Annotated in this window: 17 protein-coding genes; 9 read left to right on the top strand and 8 right to left on the bottom strand. The window is 47.3% G+C overall.

The annotated features are described in order from the left end of the window. The 7 genes from minE (at position 1) to V5J35_RS02900 (ending at position 9,332) form a co-directional block, all read left to right on the top strand. The gene (minE, locus tag V5J35_RS02870; protein WP_262566841.1) at positions 1–255 is read left to right on the top strand and encodes a cell division topological specificity factor MinE; all 255 of its coding nucleotides are present in this window, start codon (positions 1–3) and stop codon (positions 253–255) included. Between the two features lie 138 nt (positions 256–393). Continuing rightward, a complete protein-coding gene (locus tag V5J35_RS02875) occupies positions 394–1,470 on the top strand; it encodes an efflux RND transporter periplasmic adaptor subunit (RefSeq protein WP_354009816.1) in 1,077 nt (358 codons plus the stop codon). Then, entirely contained in the window at positions 1,467–4,562 is a 3,096-nt protein-coding gene (locus V5J35_RS02880) for an efflux RND transporter permease subunit (protein WP_354009817.1), read from the top strand. Before V5J35_RS02875 ends, V5J35_RS02880 begins: the two co-directional genes overlap by 4 nt. 78 nt (positions 4,563–4,640) lie before the next feature. After that, on the top strand, positions 4,641–5,060 hold the full coding sequence (locus V5J35_RS02885; protein ID WP_354009818.1) for a hypothetical protein: 420 nt from the start codon (positions 4,641–4,643) through the stop codon (positions 5,058–5,060). A 99-nt stretch (positions 5,061–5,159) separates the two neighbouring features. Continuing rightward, positions 5,160–6,473 carry a M18 family aminopeptidase gene (locus V5J35_RS02890; protein WP_354009819.1) on the top strand — a complete coding sequence of 438 codons (1,314 nt, stop codon included), beginning with the start codon at positions 5,160–5,162 and terminating at the stop codon, positions 6,471–6,473. Between the two features lie 213 nt (positions 6,474–6,686). Beyond that, positions 6,687–6,863: a hypothetical protein gene (locus tag V5J35_RS02895; RefSeq protein ID WP_354009820.1), complete on the top strand. Its 177-nt coding sequence runs from the start codon at positions 6,687–6,689 to the stop codon at positions 6,861–6,863. 351 nt (positions 6,864–7,214) lie between these two features. Then, positions 7,215–9,332: a carboxy terminal-processing peptidase gene (locus tag V5J35_RS02900; protein WP_354009821.1), complete on the top strand. Its 2,118-nt coding sequence runs from the start codon at positions 7,215–7,217 to the stop codon at positions 9,330–9,332. A 111-nt stretch (positions 9,333–9,443) separates the two neighbouring features. On the opposite strand, the gene V5J35_RS02905 is transcribed toward V5J35_RS02900, so the two are convergent. After that, positions 9,444–9,824: a hypothetical protein gene (locus V5J35_RS02905; RefSeq protein WP_354009822.1), complete on the bottom strand. Its 381-nt coding sequence runs from the start codon at positions 9,822–9,824 to the stop codon at positions 9,444–9,446. Between the two features lie 392 nt (positions 9,825–10,216). Between V5J35_RS02905 and V5J35_RS02910 the strand changes: the two genes are divergently transcribed. Together V5J35_RS02910 and V5J35_RS02915 are read left to right on the top strand one after the other, a co-directional pair. Further along, the gene (locus V5J35_RS02910; protein ID WP_354009823.1) at positions 10,217–12,913 is read left to right on the top strand and encodes a hypothetical protein; all 2,697 of its coding nucleotides are present in this window, start codon (positions 10,217–10,219) and stop codon (positions 12,911–12,913) included. 232 nt (positions 12,914–13,145) lie between these two features. Beyond that, entirely contained in the window at positions 13,146–13,424 is a 279-nt protein-coding gene (locus V5J35_RS02915; RefSeq protein ID WP_354009824.1) for a DUF333 domain-containing protein, read from the top strand. A 147-nt stretch (positions 13,425–13,571) separates the two neighbouring features. Here the strand turns inward: V5J35_RS02915 and V5J35_RS02920 are convergent, their stop codons facing one another. From V5J35_RS02920 to V5J35_RS02950, 7 genes are all read right to left on the bottom strand, one after another. Further along, positions 13,572–13,778 (bottom strand): cold-shock protein, encoded by a 207-nt coding sequence (locus tag V5J35_RS02920; protein ID WP_354009825.1) that lies wholly within the window; start codon positions 13,776–13,778, stop codon positions 13,572–13,574. Between the two features lie 848 nt (positions 13,779–14,626). Next, a complete protein-coding gene (tnpC, locus tag V5J35_RS02925) occupies positions 14,627–16,141 on the bottom strand; it encodes an IS66 family transposase (RefSeq protein ID WP_354008744.1) in 1,515 nt (504 codons plus the stop codon). 41 nt (positions 16,142–16,182) lie between these two features. Beyond that, the gene (gene tnpB, locus V5J35_RS02930; protein WP_354008743.1) at positions 16,183–16,533 is read right to left on the bottom strand and encodes an IS66 family insertion sequence element accessory protein TnpB; all 351 of its coding nucleotides are present in this window, start codon (positions 16,531–16,533) and stop codon (positions 16,183–16,185) included. Continuing rightward, complete coding sequence (tnpA, locus tag V5J35_RS02935) at positions 16,530–16,829, bottom strand: IS66 family insertion sequence element accessory protein TnpA (protein ID WP_354007878.1); 300 nt, start codon at positions 16,827–16,829, stop codon at positions 16,530–16,532. Before tnpA ends, tnpB begins: the two co-directional genes overlap by 4 nt. Before the next feature lie 801 nt (positions 16,830–17,630). After that, complete coding sequence (locus V5J35_RS02940) at positions 17,631–18,587, bottom strand: NYN domain-containing protein (RefSeq protein ID WP_354009826.1); 957 nt, start codon at positions 18,585–18,587, stop codon at positions 17,631–17,633. An 87-nt stretch (positions 18,588–18,674) separates the two neighbouring features. Beyond that, positions 18,675–20,159 (bottom strand): hypothetical protein, encoded by a 1,485-nt coding sequence (locus V5J35_RS02945; protein ID WP_354009827.1) that lies wholly within the window; start codon positions 20,157–20,159, stop codon positions 18,675–18,677. Next, positions 20,122–20,460: a hypothetical protein gene (locus tag V5J35_RS02950; protein WP_354009828.1), complete on the bottom strand. Its 339-nt coding sequence runs from the start codon at positions 20,458–20,460 to the stop codon at positions 20,122–20,124. Before V5J35_RS02950 ends, V5J35_RS02945 begins: the two co-directional genes overlap by 38 nt. Positions 20,461–20,530: the final 70 nt, after the last annotated feature.

Raw genomic sequence — 20,530 nt, forward strand, 5'->3', positions numbered from 1 at the left:
ATGAGCTTACTTCAGCTTTTCCGCAGCAACAAAGAAGATAAAAGCGCAGAGACTGCTAAGGAACGCCTACAGATTATTGTCGCCCATGAACGTATGAGCCGTTCAACTAAAAATGTCCTGCCTGCCATGCAGAAAGACATTCTGGATGTTGTTCGCAAGTACATTGAAGTCAGCGAGGATGGCATTTCTATCAGGCTGGACCGGGAAGGCGATTACTCAATACTGGAAGTGAACGTACAACTACCTGATGCATAATGGTCTGCCACAGCAGCGAATCTTGCATACCTTTACAATCCGCTATGTTCCCCCTAACGCCGCAAAGGTTACACTTTGCGGCAATTAGAAACTAAATCATTCGCAATAATTAGCCACACACAGCTTCTGCCGTACAACATGTATAAATCCGTTAAAATCGCAGTCTCGATGCTGGCGACAGTGTTCGCCTGCTCTCTTCCCGTCACTGCTCACGCCAAAAGGGCTTCAGGCCCGGTTCCGAGCGTGACCGCCACCCCGGTTGTTATTCAGCCTGTTGAGCGCAATCTCAGCTCACTGGGAACATTAAGGGCTAACCAGTCTATTGATATTGCCACACAGATTGGTGGCCGGGTCACTGCCCTGAACTTTGACGACGGTATCGCTGTCGAACAGGGCGATATACTCCTGACCCTCGACAACAAAGAGCAGGCAGCAAGAGTTCAGGAAGCAGAGATCAATCTGAAAGACGAAGACCGCCAGCTTGACTCCATGATACAGCTGTTTGAAAAGCGCGCAGTCTCCCGGGATGAACTGGCCGCCCAGGAAGCCCGTGTTGAACGGGCAAGAGCCAACCTGGAATCACAGACTGCCAACCTCGAATACTATACGCTGACGGCGCCGTTCAACGGTGTCCTTGGTTTTAATGAGTTGAGTACGGGGGCGATGATCAGCGCCGGGCAGAACATTACAACTCTGGACGACCTGTCCAGCATGAAGCTCTATTTTGACCTGCCAGAAAATACGTTCAGCGAAATATCCACAGGCACGATCATCCACGCGACGACTGATGCCTGGCCAGGACTGCTGTTCAGTGGCGAGATTGATTCGATCAACCCCCGGATTGATCCTCTGAACCTCACTTTTTCAGCACGTGCCACCCTGACCAATGCAGATAAACATCTGCGTCCCGGCATGCTGATGCGCCTGAATGTTGCACGCCCAACCCTGGAATCCCTGGTGATTCCGGCTCGAAGCGTTCTGTTTGACGGCAATGACCAGTATGTTTACCTGCTTGATGCAGAAGGCATTCCGCAACAACGGTTTATTGAAACCGGCGTTATTCTGGAAAGCAAAATCACCGTTATCAGCGGTCTTGAGGAAGGCGACAGTATCGTCGACCAGGGGGTTGTCAAAGTCACAGCTGGTCGCCCCGTCAAAGTGCTGAATACTGAAGTGGCAGAAAACAGCGAGCCCGCAGGAGACGCCCGCTCATGATTCTGTCTGACCTGTCTGTAAAACGTCCCGTCTTTGCCACGGTCGTCAGCCTGTTGCTGATTACTTTTGGCATTGTCGCCTTTACCCTGCTGCCCATAAGAGAGCTGCCGGATATCACCACCCCGAGAGTATCGGTTCATACCAGCTATACCGGCGCTTCCGCAGAGGTTGTGGAATCCAAGATCACCAATGTGCTTGAAGACCGGCTTGGTGGGATAGACGGCATTCGTTCCATTGAAAGCCAGAGTATGCACGGTGTTTCCCGCATTACCGTGGAATTCTCCACCGAGACGGATATGGAAGTAGCCGCCAACGATGTACGGGAAGCCATGTCCCGCGCCAGCTGGCGTCTGCCAGACGAAGCCGAGTCGCCGATTGTCTGGAAAAACAGCGGCACCGGCGAATCGGTTCTGAACGTCACACTGCAAAGTGAGACCATGTCACCCGTTGAACTGACCGACTACGCTGAGCGGACATTACAGGATCGCCTGAGTCTGGTTGATGGTGTCAGCTCTGCTGATATTTACGGTGGTCGGCAGTACGTCATGCGTATCGACCTGGACCCGATCGCCATGGCTGCACGACAACTGACTGCCACTGATGTGCAGAGCGCTCTGCGCCGTAACAACATTGAACTGCCTGCAGGCTCGGTAAAAGGCGACCAGCGTTCTATTCCGGTCAGGGTGTTGCGTGAATACGACGACGCAGAAGCCTTTCGCCGTCTGGTGATTCGCCAGAGCGGCACATCAACGGTTTATCTGGAAGATATTGCCACCATCGGTACTGGCCCCAAGGTAGAAGAAAGTCTGTCCAAGGTAGACGGCAAAAACGTGGTAACCATTGGCATTGTCCCCATCTCCAACGCCAACCCTCTGGAGGTGATTAATAACGTTAAACGGGAAATGGAAGCCTTTGAACCTTTCCTGCCCGTCGGTACCACTCTGGGGACTACCCACGACTCCTCCATTTTTATCCAGGGGGCTATTAACGAAGTTTATACAACGCTCGCCATCACCATGGCCCTGGTTATTCTGGTTCTGTACATTTTCCTGGGCAACGTCAGAGCCACACTGATTCCTGCTGTTACCGTTCCGGTTTCCCTGATTGCTGCCTTTGCCGTTATCTGGGTAATGGGTTTCTCCATTAACATTCTGACCCTGCTGGCACTGGTGCTGGCCATTGGTCTGGTAGTTGACGACGCGATTGTCGTACTCGAAAACATTCATCGTCATCTGGAAATGGGTAAGCCACCGCTGTACGCCGCCTGGCATGGCGCCCGGGAAGTGGGCTTTGCTGTAGTGGCGACCACCGTCGTACTGGTCATGGTGTTTGTCCCTGTTGTCTTTATGGGTGGCATGGTGGGTATTCTGTTCCGGGAATACGCTTTGACACTGGCGGGCAGCGTCTGCTTCTCCAGCCTTGTGGCGCTCACCCTGTCGCCGATGATGGGTTCCAAATTCCTGAAGCTGAACACAAAACCTTCTCGCCTGAACCAGTTCACCGAACATCAGCTCAACAAACTGGAAAACGGCTATGAACGTATAGTCTCTGTCTTTGTACAACGTAAGCTGCTTGGTTTGTCGATCCTTATCGCATCGGTTGCTTCATCAGTCGTTCTGTACAACATGGTGCCAAAGGCATTTATGCCAAGGGAAGACCGCGGCAGTATGTTTGTGGTTATCCGTGGTCCGGAAGGCTCCAGCTACCCGGCCATGAAAGAAGCAGCAGAGGAGATTGAGGCCGTACTGCTGCCAAAAATCGGCGATGGCGTGATTGACTACTCCTACCTGCAAACCCCCGGCTGGGGCGCGATGGGCGACAACTCAGGCATCATGATTCTTGGCTTCAAAGACTGGAGCGAGCGGGATATCAGTGTGTTTGAGTTCTCCGACATGATTCGTGAAGAGTTTTCACAGATTCCGCATGTGCAGGCATTCCCGATTGTGCGCTCCTTTATGGGCGGCTCCAGCAACCCGGTACAGTTTGTGGTGGGTGGCGGCTCATTTGACCAGCTGATCGAGTGGACTGACCTGTTGATGGAGCTGGCAGAAGAAAATCCTGGTCTGTCCGACCTGGATGTTGATTTCAACCAGAACCAGCCGCAGATGGAAGTGTCTATTGACCGGGAAAGAGCCCAGCAGCTGGGCGTAACTGCGGAGGAAATCGGTAATACGCTGGAGATCATGCTGGGAGGCAAGAACATCACCACATTTATGGAGCGTGGTGAGGAGTACGACGTTTTTGTCAGAGGTATTGAAGAACAGTTCCTGTCAGCAGACGACCTGTCCCGCCTGTATGTACGTTCATCGACCACCGGGCAGTTTATCCGTCTGGACAACCTGGTGACCATCCGCGAAGTCGGTAAGTCTGCACGACTGCGTCATTATAACCGTAACCGTGCTATTACCCTGTCTGCCAGTCTTCAGGACAACTATTCACTGGGCGAAGCACTGGATTATCTGGACCAGCTGGTCGTCGACCATCTGCCAGCGGAAGCCATTATCAACTATAAAGGCGAGTCACTGGAATATCGCAGCAACCAGAGTTCCATTGCCTACGTGTTTGCGCTGGCACTGGTCATTGTATTCCTGGTCCTTGCCGCACAATTCGAGAGTTTTGTGCATCCATTTGTGGTCATGCTGACCGTACCACTGGGTATTGCCGGCGCCCTCGGCGGCCTGCTGCTGACCGGAGAAAGTTTGAACATCTACAGCCAGCTTGCCCTGATCATGCTGATTGGCCTTGCCACCAAAAACGGTATACTGATTGTCGAGTTTGCTAACCAGCTGCGCGATCAGGGACTACCCTTTGAACAGGCCGTTATCCAGGCAGCGAAGCAGCGTCTGCGACCTATCCTGATGACCGCCTTTACCACCGTAGCGGGCTCTGTTCCTCTGCTGCTGGCAACTGGCGCAGGTTCAGAATCGCGCTATGCCATTGGTATTATTGTTTTCTTCGGTGTTCTGGTGTCCAGTCTGTTAACCATTGTCGTCGTGCCGTCCATGTACGCACTTCTGGCACAGAAAACCCAGTCACCTGAGCATGTCAGCCACCAGCTTGAAGAGCAGATTGCCCAACAGGCGGCTACCTGACTGATCCATTGAACTTCAACGGGTGACTCTTGTCTTAATAGTCATCCGTTGAGGGTTCACTATCAGAGAGGGCGAGCTATGCAATTTGTACGATTCATCGTTATAGGAAGCCTGCTGTCAGGCTGTTCATTCTGGAATCACCACCGGGATGTACGACCTGATGTTTCAGGTACTCACACGATTATTCTGAATACCGATGACCGCACTTCCGGCTACCGGGAAGCCAAGCCTCAGGCAGACCATTTCTGCCGCAAACAACATAAGGCCACCTACATTCTGAGCGAAGAGTATCGTTATACAGGCAGTATGAGTGAAAGTGACTACGTAGCACTGAAGACCGCGGCCAGAGTTGCCAGAGATGTCGGCGGAGCGGTCTGGGGACTGTCAAAAGATGAAAGAAGTGAAGACGCCGGACTGGTGGCAGCAACAGGCGGAGCCATTGCAGATGATGCTATCGGCCCGGGGTATACGTATACCGTCAAATTCCAGTGCCAATAGAGATTCCCACTCAAAACGACTTCTGACCGGAAGACACCAATATATTTTTCAGGAATAATAGCAGGCTCGCTGGTAACCCGGCTGAAATCAGGAGTCTCTATGAGTCAAGCATCTTCTCCCCAACAGAACTTCAACCAGAATCTGGTCGAGTTCCTGCGGGAATCCCCCACCCCTTATCACGCTGTTAAAAACATGGTTGCCAGACTGGAGCAACACGGTTTTCAGCGCCTGCACGAGTCTGAAACCTGGCAACTGAAAGACAATGGTCGTTATTATGTCACCCGCAACGACTCATCCATTGTCGCCTTTACCAACGGCAACCATGAACAGGGCTTTCGCATGGTGGGCGGGCATACCGACTTTCCCTGCCTGAAAGTTAAACCTAAACCAGAACTGCACAGACACCAGTACCTGCAACTGGCCGTTGAGGTCTATGGCGGTGCCTTGCTGAACCCCTGGTTTGACCGTGACCTGTCCATTGCCGGACGCGTATTTTATCTCGACACCGCTGGCGAACTGAAATCCAGTCTGGTCAACTACCGCAAGGCCATCGCTTATATCCCCAGCCTGGCTATTCATCTGGACCGGGAAGCGAACAAGAAGCGCAGCGTTAACCCGCAAACCGACATTCCGCCCATTCTGTGTCAGCTGGACAAGGATGAAAAAGCCGATTTCCGTGCCTTGCTGAAAGAGCAACTGGTTGTGGAAGGTGTTACCGATGTTCAGGAGGTGCTGGAATACGACCTGAGCTTCTATGACACTCAGGGCGCAGCCATTATCGGTTTGAAAGACGAATTTATCGTCAGCTCAGCGCTGGACAACCTGCTGAGCTGCTATGTGGGCATGACAGCCATGATCGAAGCACTGGAAAACAGTACCGCCCCGATGGTGCTGGTGTGCAATGATCATGAAGAATGCGGCAGTCAGTCTGCCACCGGCGCCCAGGGTCCCATGCTGAAAACCATCCTGCACCGGATTGCCGGATCGACTGAAGCCCTGGCTCAGGCCATTGCCCGATCCATGATTATCTCAGCCGACAACGCCCACGGCGTTCACCCGAACTACGCAGACCGTCATGAAGGAAACCATCAGCCTCTTCTGAATAAAGGCGCTGTACTGAAAATCAACGCTAACCAGCGCTATGCCTCCAACGATGAAACCTGCTCCCTGTTTGGCATGCTGTGCCGTGAAGCCGGTGCCGACTATCAGTATTTCGTCACCCGTACCGATCTTGCCTGCGGCAGCACCATTGGCCCGTTAACAGCCGGTGAACTGGGTATTCGAACACTGGATATAGGGCTGCCAACCTTCGGTATGCACTCTATCAGGGAGACTGCCGGCACCCGGGATGCCTTCCAGTTAATTCAGGTTCTGCAGCGATTTTTCGCAATGACCAGACTGCCATTCGCCTGATTACGTACTGACGTAACCCGGTGCAGAACGTGTCTGCCGACCTGCACCAGGTTGCAGTCTGATACAAAATAAACATCCTGATTACATTACCTTGCAGAACCTCATCATGAGACGCACATTAAGTACAAATCCAGACTTCAGAAGCCCTGTGAGCCTGCTAATCTAGGAACTGTGCAATAAATTGAAACGAAAGTGCTCATAGCGGAACCGATTATGAAATACCAGCACAGAATCCCAGCTCAGCATCACCCAAAAAACGCCTTCCCAACCACTATTCAGGGCGGTAAAGGTGATCAGTACCCGAAGCTGAAACCGATGCTGAAAGCCTCATCAAGCATTCCTGCCGAGCGACAAGATGACTCTCCCTGCTTTGTTCGTGGGTATAACTGAAGTTCAGGACATGACTCATGTTTAAATGGGTGAGGTAAACACCTTACCCATCGTGCAGAACATTGCCTTAAACCGCCATTCTTTCCATTCCTTACCAACTTCTTACGAAACCAAGTTGCCCATTCCCAAGGCATACCTGTATTCTGTTTCTGTAAGTGGTCGATTGTTCCTGTCGTAATAATTAACAACAGAATCTGCCGATAACCATTTACCCAATACTTCAGTCTGATCATTGCAGGAAATTTTCAGAAGGATTCCTTCATCTACCTGCAAGGTCTTTCAGGCTGTAGTATGTTTAAGCATTCAGCGGTTTCATCTGATACCGACAATAGACACGGAGCTTCATAATCCATGATACCGACCCTGCAACTTGCAAGGAAATACACATCGGTTTTCATTGCACTGTTCACAGCGATCTGCCTGGCGGCTAGCTCCGCTTTCGCTGCTGACCAGAACCTGGAACGGGAACTGGAGGACCTCTCCCCCACACTGCAACAGGCCATTGCCAGTGTGAACGTTGTACAGCTCCTGTCCAGAAATCACTATCGTAAACTGCCTGTCGATCAGGAACATGCCGATAAGGTTTTCCAGCGCTACCTTGACCGACTGGACCCTAACCGCAGTTTCTTCCTGCAGAAAGACATCGACGAATTTCAGCGCTACCGCAAAAATCTGGCCAGCTCACTGAAGAGCGGCGATCTGAAACCAGCCTTTGAAATGTTCAATCGTTATCGTGAACGTGCAGGAGACCGGGCTCGATATCTGCTGGCAAGAGTTGACAAAGGCATTGACGGCATCAACCTTAAAACCGATGCCGAACTGGTGGTTGACCGGAAAGATTCACCCTGGCTGACCGATGAAAAAGCCCAGCGTGAATTATGGGATCTGCAGCTGAAAGACAGCATCCTGTCGCTCAAACTCAGCAACCGTACAGATGATGAAGTCATTGAGCAGCTCAAACGCCGTAACACCAACCTGCTGCGCCGTTTGCACCAGAGCAAGAGTGAAGACGCATTCCAGACTTACATCAACGCCTTCACCAGCATCTTTGACCCACATACCCAATACTTCTCTCCCCAGACAGCAGAGAATTTTGATATCAACATGAGTCTGTCTCTGGAAGGCATTGGTGCCGTTCTGCAATCTGAAGATGAATACACCAAGGTCGTCAGCGTTGTACCCGGTGGCCCGGCCGACCTGGCCGGACAGCTGAAACCCGGCGATAAAATCGTTAGCGTTGCCCAGGGCAAAGGTCAGCTTGAAGACGTGGTCGGAATGCGTCTGGACGACGTGGTTAAACTGATTCGCGGCAAAAAGAAAACCCTGGTACGACTGGAAGTCATTCCCGGCGCCAGCCAGAGTCAGACCACCCGGATTTATGAAATTGTTCGCGACAAAGTCAAACTGGAAGAGCAGGACGCCAGCAGCAAAATCATTGAAGTTAAAGACAAAGGGATTACCCGAAAAATCGGCATCATAGAAATCCCTACCTTCTACATTGATTTTCGTGCTGCACAAGCGGGCGATCCCAATTACAAAAGCACCACAAGAGACGTACGCAAGCTGATCGAAAATCTGAAAAAAGAGAAAATCGACGGACTGGTCATCGACCTGCGTGCCAATGGTGGCGGCTCCCTGCAAGAAGCCAATGAGCTGACCGGGCTGTTTATCGGCAAAGGTCCAACCGTTGTGGTTCGTGACAGCCGCGGCCGAATGGACAAACAGGAAGACCCTGACCCAAGACAGATGTACGATGGCCCACTGGCCGTAATGGTCGATCGCCTCAGTGCTTCAGCCTCTGAAATTTTTGCCGGAGCAATTCAGGACTACGGTCGCGGTATTGTTATTGGCAGTCAGACGTATGGCAAAGGCACTGTACAGAGCATTCAGCCTCTGAATCACGGTCAGCTAAAGTTAACGCTCGCTAAGTTCTACCGGGTATCCGGACAAAGTACTCAAAATCAGGGTGTACTGCCCGACATCAGCTATCCATCGCTGTACGAAGCCCGGGATATTGGCGAAAACAAACTGCCCGATGCCCTGCCCTGGGATACCATTAACCCGGTCAAATTCCAGCGCTATGAAGACCTGAGTGTCTTTTTCCCAAAACTGGAAAAAGAACATAAACAGCGTACCGAGAACAATCCGGATTTTGTCTATCTGAACGAAATGAAGGATTACCTCACCCGCTACGAAAACAAGACCAAAGTTTCCCTTAATGAAGAGAAACGCCGTCTTGAAATCCAGTCCATGCGTAGTCAGCGCCTGGCTATTGAAAACCGGCTGAGAAAAGCCAAAGGCGAAGAACTGCTCAACAATCTGGATGAGCTTGAGGAAGCTGAACAGGCCAATATTGACAAGAAGGATAAAAAGAAAGAAGCCGATGCTTTCGTCAAAGAAGCAGGCGCCATTCTGAATGACATGATCCACCTGGAAAATCAGGCGAAAAAACCGGCTCAGGCAGCCTGACCGTTATGAACCACTGACATTGCTTCCATCCATTGCGGCAGTTTTCACAGTTAAAGTGCAAACTGCCGTTCTTCTATTTCCCCTGCGGTCCTGACACGCCTCTCTGAACTCTTAAAACTGGTGAAACTCTTTTAAAAAGTTTTTCCGGCTCTGGACAAATTTTCTGTGCTCCGGATGATCAAGAGACCGCTTTTTCTCCTCAAAGGCAGGCGCAATCACACCCCAGTTTGACGTTCTTGCGAAATAGACAACCACATCAACCTCTTTATCAAGCCACTGGTTATACACCACCTGACTGCTGTTATCGGCAACCGTTTTGACCTGAATTCTATAGAAGTTTGGACCGTCTGAAATCAGTATATCGGTGCAGTGACCATTATCCAGAACGGGTATAAAAACCTGCCAGCCATCCGCCATCAACCAGCCAACCAGAGTTTTCTCAAAAGACATATTTTTCAGGGTCTGATGGGTTCCCTGCCTGGTATGAGTCATTCTCCTTGGCATTTTATTTCTCCCAATAGCCTTCTCATCTAATCCATATTCTGTTAAACGAACCAGCACTCCCGGCCTATATCACAAGGCTGCATGATCAGCATGTAAGCCGTTTCAACGCTTTGGTCAGAGCAACAGAAACATTTCAGTCAAAATCCAATCTAAAACCACCCAATCAGTGTTAGACAAGCAACTCTGCCCGGGCTTTCCTTATTTGTCACAAAGTAGCGGCAGGCCAATCATCGGTACTCAATCAGGCATTCAGAAATGCGGAACTTTATTGATCTATAAAGGTCTATCTGAGCAGACAGATGGATAGAAGGGTCGGTCGAGAGACCAATTTAAGCCACCTGTTAAAACGATATCTTCTTAATATAACATTGGATGTTTAAATGAATGTAGGACAGGACAGTCAGTCAATTACCCGATCATTACCTAGCCGTTTGCCTGTGATACCGGAAGAACCGGTAATGACTGGGGTATCAGGGGCAAGGTCCGTGTGCAAGGCTGGGGTTATTTTTAAATACATTCCTCAGAAACCGCTCGAATACTCAAATCGCCAGGCAGCTATCGTAAATTATCTGGACAGTGATTTTAATTGCATTGACCCCACTATAGGGGAACAGTTGAAGAGAGTACCCGTCTGGATAAATGAACATAAGGAGCCGGAATCGACACAAAAAAGTGTCAAAGAAAAGTATATAAAAGCCATGAAGGCAGGATTTTCGTTTAATACTCCAAAACATGGAATGCCTTATGTTGGGATCATTCATTTCTGCGCCCTGTCAGATGGGAAATGTTTAAAAATAGAAGACTCGATCAAACCAGCCGTAGAAATAATGCAACAGAAAGGTGCTAAAACACTGGTTATTCCACTGTCTAAAGAACTTCTACAAAAAAAATTCAGAGAAACACTGGTCGCTGTAGAGAACGCCGTCTCTCAGATGAAATACAAGCCTGAAGAAATAGTTTTTATCAATGAAGTTGAGGGTTTTTGCAAAAGTTTTGACTTATGGGGAATGGAAAAAATCGTAGACATCAATGAGTCTGTAAAACTGACTGAGACTGTTACTGGTGATAGCGTTAAGTTAGAAACCTCTATTGCGCTAGATGACAATGTCAATTTGGAAATAGTTGCAGCAAAAGAAAACGAGGTCCGGACTATAGAGACGACTCTAAAACCTACTCTTGAAGAGAGTAAGCCGGCTGATCCACCCAGAAAGAAAAGAAAAAAGAAAAAGAAGAAGAAAAGTGAGGACGATGGCGCAAAAGCCTTGCCTTCCGAGGAGTTGAAAAATGAATCGAGCGGGTCGAGCACCCGGGAAATTCTACAGGCACAGATCCAGATATTGTCAGAGGATCTTAAAAGTGGCAGGATTGAAAAAATTGATGAATCGTTCTCAGCCATTATCTATTTTTTAGAGAGCAATAAGCTGAAAGTGTCATCAAAAGATCTTAACTATCTGGTCGATAGCTATCAACAACTAAAACATCTTAATAAAAAAATAGGCAGCATGGATAAGCTAAAAATTAACAGCTATAGTTTTTTGGCTTTGACAAAAAGTACTTTAATGGAAAATTTTGAACATTGCCTTAATAGTATTTCTGTCAAGAATTCAGTGGATGTCATTGACACTTTTATTAAAATGACCGGAGATGTTGATAAGGAATTTGACTTCACTAATTGCCGTCTGGATAAACTGACTCCCTTTATGCTGCAACACTCCTCTTTGTATTCAGGACAATGGATAAGAGATATCACCCGGCATGACAAGATTTCTATTAAGGCAAAGTTTGAACTCATGACAAGCCTTTATGCAAATTTTAAAAAAGACTTCGACAGTGGGGAGTGCTTTAAAAACTCAAAAGATAAGTTAGAGAAAGAGTTTGAATTCTTTTTTAAAGGTTTTAGCTATCAGAATATTAGAATTCAGGCTGAATTAGATTCTTTGAAGGAAAAAATTGATACTGATTCTAAGATCCTGACAGAACAGCAAGCAATACGGAGTGGTGGTGAAAAACTGCCTTTACCAGAGTCGGTTATTAACACTATAGAAGGAAGATTGGAACGTTCCAGATCAAATTATCAATTATTTAATAGTTACAAGGAATCCAATTCAGCCATGTCATTGGATGTTAACAGGAGTAAAAATTTAGTCTCCAATAAATACGATGAAAAGTTAAATGAATGGATTGAGAAAAAAACATCGAGCCTGACAGTAAAAGATGAGCCATCAACTACCAAAAGAAAAGAGGACAGTACCGTCCGGCTGGAAAGCATTGTTGAGAAGGTAAAAAAACAGGCTGTGCTAAAAAAACCAGGAAAATCTGAGGAAAAACCACCTGAGGATATGTACTATGAGGCATTTGAATTATTCTCTAAAGGCTATTATAGACAGTCTCAGGAAGTCTATAAAAAAATCTGTAAACAACACCCTGACTCGATTTTTTATATTCACTCAAAGCTGGGGTTGATGGAGTCGCATACAAGAACACCAGAGTTCAGAGCAGATGAGGAAAAACTGAATGACGTCTTCACCAGTGCTGTAAGTGTCTGCTCAGATTTTCGTAATGCCGTTACACAGGGCGAACCGATACAGACTTCATCATCAGATATACAGGAGTTGTACAATACAGTGACTGAGTATAGCGATAAACTTCTGACCAAATACACGGATATAATGCAGGAGCAATTAAATACCGTTGATGAGCTGACCGTCCTGCAGTTGAGCTCAAGTTCTGAGAATCGTCCGGACCAGCTTTCAGATGAGGTGCTTCAATTTACTATTGATACAACACTCAGTGAGCATCAAAAAATATACGACCTTACCGAACTATCTCAGTTAGCCCTTATTCACGTGCGCCAGGCGTTGCAATACAGAAAGGAGTGGTTGAAAAACCTCCGCCTTGAATCAGCCTCCGCAACAACCAGTAAAAAAAGTCGGAAAACCAATATGTCAAAGCCGCCTGATGAGCTGATGACTGACCTTGATGACCGTATAAAAAAACTGGATCTGTTCAAAGCCAAACAGCATTCGGCCAGTCAGGCCATCAGTGCATTAAAAGAGTCAATAACTCAACTCCATTGATTTGTGTGCAGATTCGGAGACTCTCTTGTATCATGCCGCTTGTGGTATAGAGTTAATTTAACGTACTGCTTCAAAATTGTCTTATCCGGAAACAGGGTTTTGCTGTATGCGTTTGCTCATTTCTACCTTGCTGGTCTTACTCTCCAGCTCCCTGATATCTTGCTCAAAGCATCAGGCATTCCACCCGACTGAAAAGGACATATCGCTTTGTCTTACTCAAGGCGGCTCATTAATGACGAAAAAGCGAGGGGATCAGAGTGTTTATGAAGTCTGCATTTATGAAGACAACCGCCAATGTGAGCTTGAAGCTCTGACAAGGGATCTTTGTATAAAAGGAGGCTTTAAAGTGACAGGGTACGTTACCGATGCGGCTCAGTACTGTGCTATCACTGGCGGTCGCTATGAGATTACTTCAAATAGCAACACACCTCGAGAAATGGGTAGTTGTACCCGAAATGGTCGTACCTGTGACGCCCGGGAATATTTTAACAATAGCTGCGAGCTGCCATAGGTGTTCCAGGCGATTTGTCTATTTCCACAAATCGTAGAAACAAGGGATTCATTTCAGCACAAAAAAGGCAACACCCTGAGGTATTGCCTTCTTTTTCTTCACTTACGTGAAGTGGGAAATCACATCATCAGTGATGCGACTCAGTCCTTACAGAGGACGAATATCTTCAGCCTGAGGACCTTTCTGGCCCTGAGTCACTCGAAATTCAACCTGCTGGCCTTCTTTCAAAGTTTTGAAGCCGTCACCAGTGATCTGACGAAAGTGGGCAAACACGTCAGGACCGTTATCCTGAGCGATGAAACCAAAACCTTTCTCTTCGTTGAACCACTTAACGGTACCGGTAGTAGTAGACATAATCATATCCTGTTTTTTAAGCAAATTAAGTCACTCAGCCCCTATGGCATAAATGACGGTCAAGCTAGAAGATTTGTTATTACTTATGGTAGAACAGGACGAGATACTACTCTCGGAACACTAAATCTATACATAAAGAATCAAACACACTTATAACGTGGCGTCCATTTTACATGGCTTCGAGCTATCGGCAATCAGTATAAACCAATTTTTATTGTTACCACTAGCATGCCAAAAAATAACTTTGCCTTTAGCTTTCGGAGCTTGCCAGATATACGACAAAAACCCGAAGCCTTATGACTTCGGGTTTTTGAAAATATGGCGGTGGGGCGGGAACCCATTTCATCTTTTTATCATAAAAACCCACAAGTCCAAACTTCCCAAAATAGCAAGCCATCATTTTCTGAAACGAAAGACCAAGTAAATTGACAGAACGCACAACTTACAATATGGTCAATCCCTGTGCCGCTCCCCCCCTGAGTTAGGTTGGCATTAGAAGATGCTGACGCTTTCTGATTCATCAGAAAGATGCGTAAACTCAAGGTGCGTAGAATAGGTAGGAGACATTGCCTCTCTTTCACTTTGAAAGATGCGACTCTCCCTAAGCAGGTTGGAGCGCCCGCCTATTTCACCGGCACAACTCATCCCCCTCAAATGACTGAGTTGTTATTGAAATGCGCCACGAAGACCTGCCTGAAAGATGGAAACAAAAAATAAAAAGTTACCTGCAGTCAAAAGGAGTCAGTGACAGAGATGAACTTTGGTGTGAAGATTTTGAAGCGGATAAAGTTGCCAGAGTAACCTTTGAAGATGAATCAACGTAAGCGGTAATTCCACCACACCTTGATTCAAACTGGCTTCTGATTCCAGGGCAGCAACTGCTCGATATCGGCAATTGACTCTGCCCTTGGCAAGTCGTTGAAGACGGTCTTCAGATAATGGCAGGGTTCCAACCCGCAGGCTTTCGCTGTTTCTACCAGGCTATAAAGATTGGCGCTGGCTTTAGCTCCGTCAGTACTGTTGCTGAACAGCCACGCCTTGCGACCCACCACGAACGGACGAATCGCATTTTCGGCCAGATTATTGTCCATACGCAGGTAACCCTCGTCGCAATAACGGATGAGCTTTTCCCACTGGTTATTCAGGTAATAAAGGGCCTTGCCCAACAAGGTTTTTGGCGGCACCTGGGGCAACGATTTATCCAGCCATTGTCGTAATTTCTGCAGAACCGGCAGACTTTGTTCCTGCCGTACCCTTTTTCGTTCATCCGGAGGGCTCTCTTTTATCCCATGTTCTATTTGATAGAGCTTACGGATATAAGACAGCCCCATATGGCTTTTGCCGGTTTTGTTTTTATCTTTCTGCCCCTTGATGGCTTCATCGAACTTTCGACGAGCGTGAGCCCAACAGCCTTGACTGATTACCCCGCTTTTGCGACCTATGGCAGCATAGCCTTCGTAACCATCGGTTTGCAGATAGCCCCGGAAGCCATCCAGCAGCTTCATGGGTACTGAACCGCTGCGGCTGGGCGCGTAATCGAACAGAATGATCTTTTGATTTTTCACCGGTTCAGCCACCTGAACCCACATGTACGAATGACTTCGGGCAGCCTTGCCTTCCTCGTTGAGCACCTGGGTGACCGTTTCGTCACAGTGAATCAGTGGCGCTTCCAGCAGCTTGTCCCGCATCAGGTTGATTAACGGTTGCACCAGATCACCACAGCGCACCATCCACAGTGAGGTGGTGGCACGGGCAATATCAACACCCAGACGAGCCAGGATAAATTTCTCCTGACGGTATAAAGGCAATCCGTCAACGTATTTACTGGTGGCAATGAAGGCTAACAGCCCCGGAGTAGCTATGCTGCCCGGTATCGGTTGGGCGGGCAGTTTGGCTGTTTTAATGCCTTCTTCACAGCATCTGCAGCCGTACTTGAACCGCACATTCTGGATAACCCGGATTTTGGCCGGAATGATATCCAGCTGTTCGGTCACTTCTTCGCCTATACGATGAAGTTGATTACCGCAGCCGCTGCAGTTTTTTTCATCGTCACGGATGTCGTGCTCTTCCCGGACTCTTGGCAGATCTTTGGGTAGCGGTTTTCGACCTTTCTTCTGGCGAGTATGTTCTGCAACCGTGACGCTTTCTTCGGGGTCTGGCTCAGGCTGTTCCGGTTGATCTTGCTCGGCTTCGTTGAACAGTTCCTGCTGATCCGGTGATGTCTTTTCGCTGGAGGCACCAAACTGTTTATGCAGAAGAAGGCGAAGGCGTTCTTCCAGCAATGCATTTTTCGCAAGGATGGACTGAACCCAGGCAATCAGCTCGGGGTTATTATCGGGTAAAGGGACAGGGCAGGCTTCCATGCCGATTCAGAATAGACGGTGGCGCAGTCATTGCCACCTTGTTAGAGTAAAGTCGTATATTCCAGTGTTGGGTGAGGTGCTTTGGGGCGAATGTCATAACCATCCAGAAGCTGGTTGAGCAGGCCTCCATCGATCGCTTCGGGTGCTTCATTCCCCGGCCATTTAAAGCGGAATTTCTCCAGTCGCTTATACCAGAGCACAAAGCCATTACGCTCCCAGCACAACAGCTTGATCTTGTCCCGCTTGCGATTACAGAAGACGTAGACCGTCTGATTAAATGGTGATTGTCCGGCTTGTTGTTCGACTAAAGCCGCCAGCCCGTCGATGGATTTGCGCATATCAACGTGCTCAGCGTAGAGATAGACAGCCACCTCATCTTCCGGGCGGATCACGAGGCAGCCTGCAATGCTTTGATCAGGGCTGCTGCCTGTTCAGGAGCCGCTTCGATTCGTATGGAATCCATATAGAGGATCACCAGGGAAGGCGCAGAAGGTTCTGGCTGAACAACGCCCAGAGGGATCAATTTATTATCCGGTCTGGTGAGCAGTTTGTGCTTCCAGTAAAAAAACAGGTGCTGCTTGATGTCGTGCTTTTTACACCAGCCTGAGGCCGAGAGTCCGGACTGCTGCCAGTCGTTCATCCGCTCTTGCCAGAGTGCCTGGTTTTGTTTGCGCTCTTCAGGTTTCATGAGTTTCTCCGTTTTAAAACCTGAAGTATTAAGGGGCGTGGCTTTCTTTGGAATGTGGGGTTAATTTACCGCTTACGAATCAACGGCACAGTTTTATTTTCCGTTAATGATTGATGCACCTGAATTTCACGAAATCGGCTTATTCACAGAGCACTGCGGCTATTTCATTCTTCACAGGGAAGCGGCAGATGTAGTCATTGAAGCAGAAAATTAAAGATTTAATGGTTTGTTTCGAGTCCGACAGGAAACAACCAGACTGAAGAAAATAGTGGAAGGTAGGATTACGGAATACCTACAACGATGAGCCAGTTCCGTCAGATAAGTATCTCATCGAACCTTGTCCCGCCCTGTCGGCGATGTCCCAACTCCACGTCACCGCAAGTTGGGTCGGCACAACCCGTGACAAGTCATATTAGTGGCACTGAAACCACCGATTCTATGCACTTCCCGCCTCAAACCGTCGTTTGAGGCGGGGCTACTATAACAAAACGATTTTTCATTGGAAAGGATTTATAATGTGCCGAAATAACGAAGGAGCTGCTTATATTGCACAAAAATGCTAAAGTAGACTTTGTGCCGCTCCCACCGAGGGATATGACTGCCTTAAATGGGGCAGAGTTAGGAAGCCCATGGTGCGTAGAGTAGGTGAGTAGCTGCATTGCTATGCTCTCCAGCTACTCTAAGCAGGTATAACCGCCCGCCTACATCATCGGTACGCTTTTTCTTATCAACTTCCGCCTGACTACTCGATCACGCTAGCTCAAGAGCAGTTAGAGTAATCCCGACTTACTGCCTTTACTTTCAGCCATCAATAACCACAACCCTCCCAGCTTTACCATTCCTGGCAGCAGTATCCGGTTCCGCATCAGGGTCAGGGGCTTTGCTCACAGTGAAGCGAAAACGCTGCCCCGACTTAAACCGCATATCTCTCTGCTCTGCTACAACGTTACTTTTGTAGAAAAAATAATCTTCACCATCTTCCGCTTCAATGAAGCCATAATTTCCAATCCAGCGTTTTAACCTGCCGTTCATTTCATAAATTGTATTTTCTGCAGATGATTCAATTAGTCGAATAAAGCACCTATCATTGGTTTCCGAGGCAATCTGAAACAACTCAGAATGCCCTTTCACCAAGCGCTTTAGTGTTTCAAAACCATAACTTCTAGGATCAAAAGCCGGGTCTATTTTCTTTAATGATGCTCCCAAGTCACCCAGGTAAACAGAACCATCCCCGTCAGAGCAGGCCAAATAGGCTCTTTTCAACAGCATGTCCGGAGTTATATTTTCTTCCATAGCAGTAGATTGGTCACCGCCACTCTCAGGAAGGTCAAGGTTGTCAAAGTAGACATAGTCATGACATGCCGAAATCAGATTTCGGGCTGGGCTTTCCCTTCTTCCTACCCCCATCACGTACTTGCCCATTTCACGAATTCTTTGTGCAAGAAATTGAAATCCGTTATCAGACGACACAATGCATACTGCATTAATTTCTGGAGCTCTGATTAATACTTCAACAGCATCCATAATCAAAGTATGATCTGCCGCCTCTTTTCCATAGTTGAACTGCTGAATGGGCCTGGCACTGAATTTATGAAGCACCTCCTTCCAGGGCGCTCTGGAAGGGTTTGTCCAATCAGCATATACGCGTTTGATGGCAATTGTTCCCTGCTTTTGCACTTCCCGTAATATACCCGAGAACTGTTTAGGACCTGCGTTCTCACCATCTACCAAAATTGCGAAATTTTTACTGTTATTCATTATATTCCCTGCTTTCACATCCAGTGAGCAAGCTCAATTCCCAATAATGCCTACCCACTGGATAAGTGTTTAACACTAAATTTCGTTTTAGGCTACCTCATAGCAAACCCGAAAGCCGATCTTACAATAATGGTATTTCCCTGTACTCCATGCCGGAAAAGCATCTCGTTCCACATTAGAGGAGCCTCTTGCAGACTTTAAAGATTTTGAACGAATAGCTAGTGCTTCCATGCCATATGGGTTCTCATACAACCACTCACAAAACTGATTAGAATTAACCAGCTTCAATCCCGATGGGTGTAGAAGGTATTCCGGCTCACGAGTATATTTGCACAGCAGTGCTTGAAAGTCTGCCTCCTCCATATAGGGTGCGCTACTTCCATAACTGTTACCGTGATGATCTGTAAATTCTAACAAACTTTGATTCGAAAAATTATTTTCATTTGCACACAGATTTCTGATAGCTCGAAATTCATCCAACATTAACAACCGGACTGGAAGCTGATAGGTTCTTTCAATATGAGAAAGATATGCACAAGCATCAAACCAAGTTACAGCCGCTGGAAACTCCCCACTGTCAGAATTCATTGACTCCAGCAAATCCGGTTTTCTTTCATCAATCTTCATTCTTTGTTCAAAGTACTCAGGGTATTGATTTGAAAACTTAACTATTTCATCAATAGTGATTAACTGGGAAATATTAAGCTTCTTTCCACCCACTTCAACATGTTTAAACTCAATAGGTGCCGCCTTTTCAATAGACGCTTTTATAGCTTTATAGTCATACTGACCTATATGAGAAAAGTACCCTTTCCAGACATTCCATTCACCTGGATAAGTTGTCACCTTTCCACCATGTTTATAAAAATACTGCTCAGCCTTATGAATATCCTGTTCATGCCACCCTTTGTACTCAAAGTAATACCAGCGTTGAAAATCATAGAGATCATTCATTTGCCGGGGTATATCTGAAGGTTTCAGGTATGGAGCATAAATTTGATGGTTAAATTTTTCTTTCTTGATTCCCTTGAGAACGAAGTCATAGTACCCATCAGCTCCTTTAAGAAAGACCAACTGATCATTGTATTGGATGACTTCTACCCACCCCGAGTCTTGCATCTCTATTTCTCTTCGAAACAGCTCACAAACCAGTTGATCCCCCTTTTTACTTTTCGCTTTTGCCTCATCCGTCGCTTTGGAGGAAAAATAGGTAGATGGCTCTGTTTTATCTTGCATCGCAGGGCTAATTAAAAGATCACCCCGCAAATTAAAACACGTACGCAGCTCCCATAAATGCCCGCCTAAAACCAAACTAGCATAGGGCATATGATCAGACTTGCGTCTACAACCCCATATTCCGGAAATATCCACCAGCTTTTCTGGCTTATCCAAAGCTCCTCTAAGATGCTCTAGCTGATAAAGCCCCTGGCGACCTCCCAGTTGAGGCCAATGGTTAAAACGCCAATACCCATCATCAAAGTCCGAAGCATAGTCATAATTGTAACCCGTAAAAACCCTTTCAGGCATGGCAAGATCAGAAGAAAAAAAAACGATCAGCCAGCTTTTCCACATCCAAACTTAAGGGAGCATTGGCGTCAGGAGTAAATTGTGGGGTAATCAGATTAGACCACTGTTGCAGCCCATGCTTTTCCATGAACGGAGCTAATTTATGCTGATATTCTTCTTTGTATCCTGCAAATCCACCAGAAATACCAAAAGAAGAAGCAACCAAATTCAGCAAGGTACAGTGGGCAATATCCTCTCTGTCCCTAAATACCTGTTTCGTGGATTTTTTAATATCATCAGGATGTAGTCCAAGAATAGGGACTACATGATAATTTTTAGTGGTAATGTAACGCTTTGGAAGTGACATATGTCTTTCCTATCAGTTTTAGACTCCCAGCAAAACTACTGGAGTATCTTGAGTCGGATAAGAAAAACAG

It is taken from the genome of Endozoicomonas sp. NE40, assembly GCF_040549045.1.
Taxonomy (GTDB): Bacteria; Pseudomonadota; Gammaproteobacteria; order Pseudomonadales; family Endozoicomonadaceae; genus Endozoicomonas_A; species Endozoicomonas_A lisbonensis.

Bases quoted from the DNA above. Each gene is read 5' to 3' on its own strand.
- V5J35_RS02900 (WP_354009821.1), top strand. From the start codon at position 7,215: ATGATACCGACCCTGCAACTTGCAAGGAAATACACATCGGTTTTCATT.
- V5J35_RS02945 (WP_354009827.1), bottom strand. From the start codon at position 20,159: ATGTGGAAAAGCTGGCTGATCGTTTTTTTTTCTTCTGATCTTGCCATG.
- V5J35_RS02880 (WP_354009817.1), top strand. From the start codon at position 1,467: ATGATTCTGTCTGACCTGTCTGTAAAACGTCCCGTCTTTGCCACGGTC.
- tnpA (WP_354007878.1), bottom strand. From the start codon at position 16,829: ATGAAACCTGAAGAGCGCAAACAAAACCAGGCACTCTGGCAAGAGCGG.
- V5J35_RS02950 (WP_354009828.1), bottom strand. From the start codon at position 20,460: ATGTCACTTCCAAAGCGTTACATTACCACTAAAAATTATCATGTAGTC.
- V5J35_RS02895 (WP_354009820.1), top strand. From the start codon at position 6,687: ATGAAATACCAGCACAGAATCCCAGCTCAGCATCACCCAAAAAACGCC.
- tnpC (WP_354008744.1), bottom strand. From the start codon at position 16,141: ATGGAAGCCTGCCCTGTCCCTTTACCCGATAATAACCCCGAGCTGATT.
- minE (WP_262566841.1), top strand. From the start codon at position 1: ATGAGCTTACTTCAGCTTTTCCGCAGCAACAAAGAAGATAAAAGCGCA.
- V5J35_RS02905 (WP_354009822.1), bottom strand. From the start codon at position 9,824: ATGACTCATACCAGGCAGGGAACCCATCAGACCCTGAAAAATATGTCT.
- V5J35_RS02940 (WP_354009826.1), bottom strand. From the start codon at position 18,587: ATGAATAACAGTAAAAATTTCGCAATTTTGGTAGATGGTGAGAACGCA.
- V5J35_RS02885 (WP_354009818.1), top strand. From the start codon at position 4,641: ATGCAATTTGTACGATTCATCGTTATAGGAAGCCTGCTGTCAGGCTGT.
- V5J35_RS02890 (WP_354009819.1), top strand. From the start codon at position 5,160: ATGAGTCAAGCATCTTCTCCCCAACAGAACTTCAACCAGAATCTGGTC.
- V5J35_RS02920 (WP_354009825.1), bottom strand. From the start codon at position 13,778: ATGTCTACTACTACCGGTACCGTTAAGTGGTTCAACGAAGAGAAAGGT.
- V5J35_RS02915 (WP_354009824.1), top strand. From the start codon at position 13,146: ATGACGAAAAAGCGAGGGGATCAGAGTGTTTATGAAGTCTGCATTTAT.
- V5J35_RS02910 (WP_354009823.1), top strand. From the start codon at position 10,217: ATGAATGTAGGACAGGACAGTCAGTCAATTACCCGATCATTACCTAGC.
- V5J35_RS02875 (WP_354009816.1), top strand. From the start codon at position 394: ATGTATAAATCCGTTAAAATCGCAGTCTCGATGCTGGCGACAGTGTTC.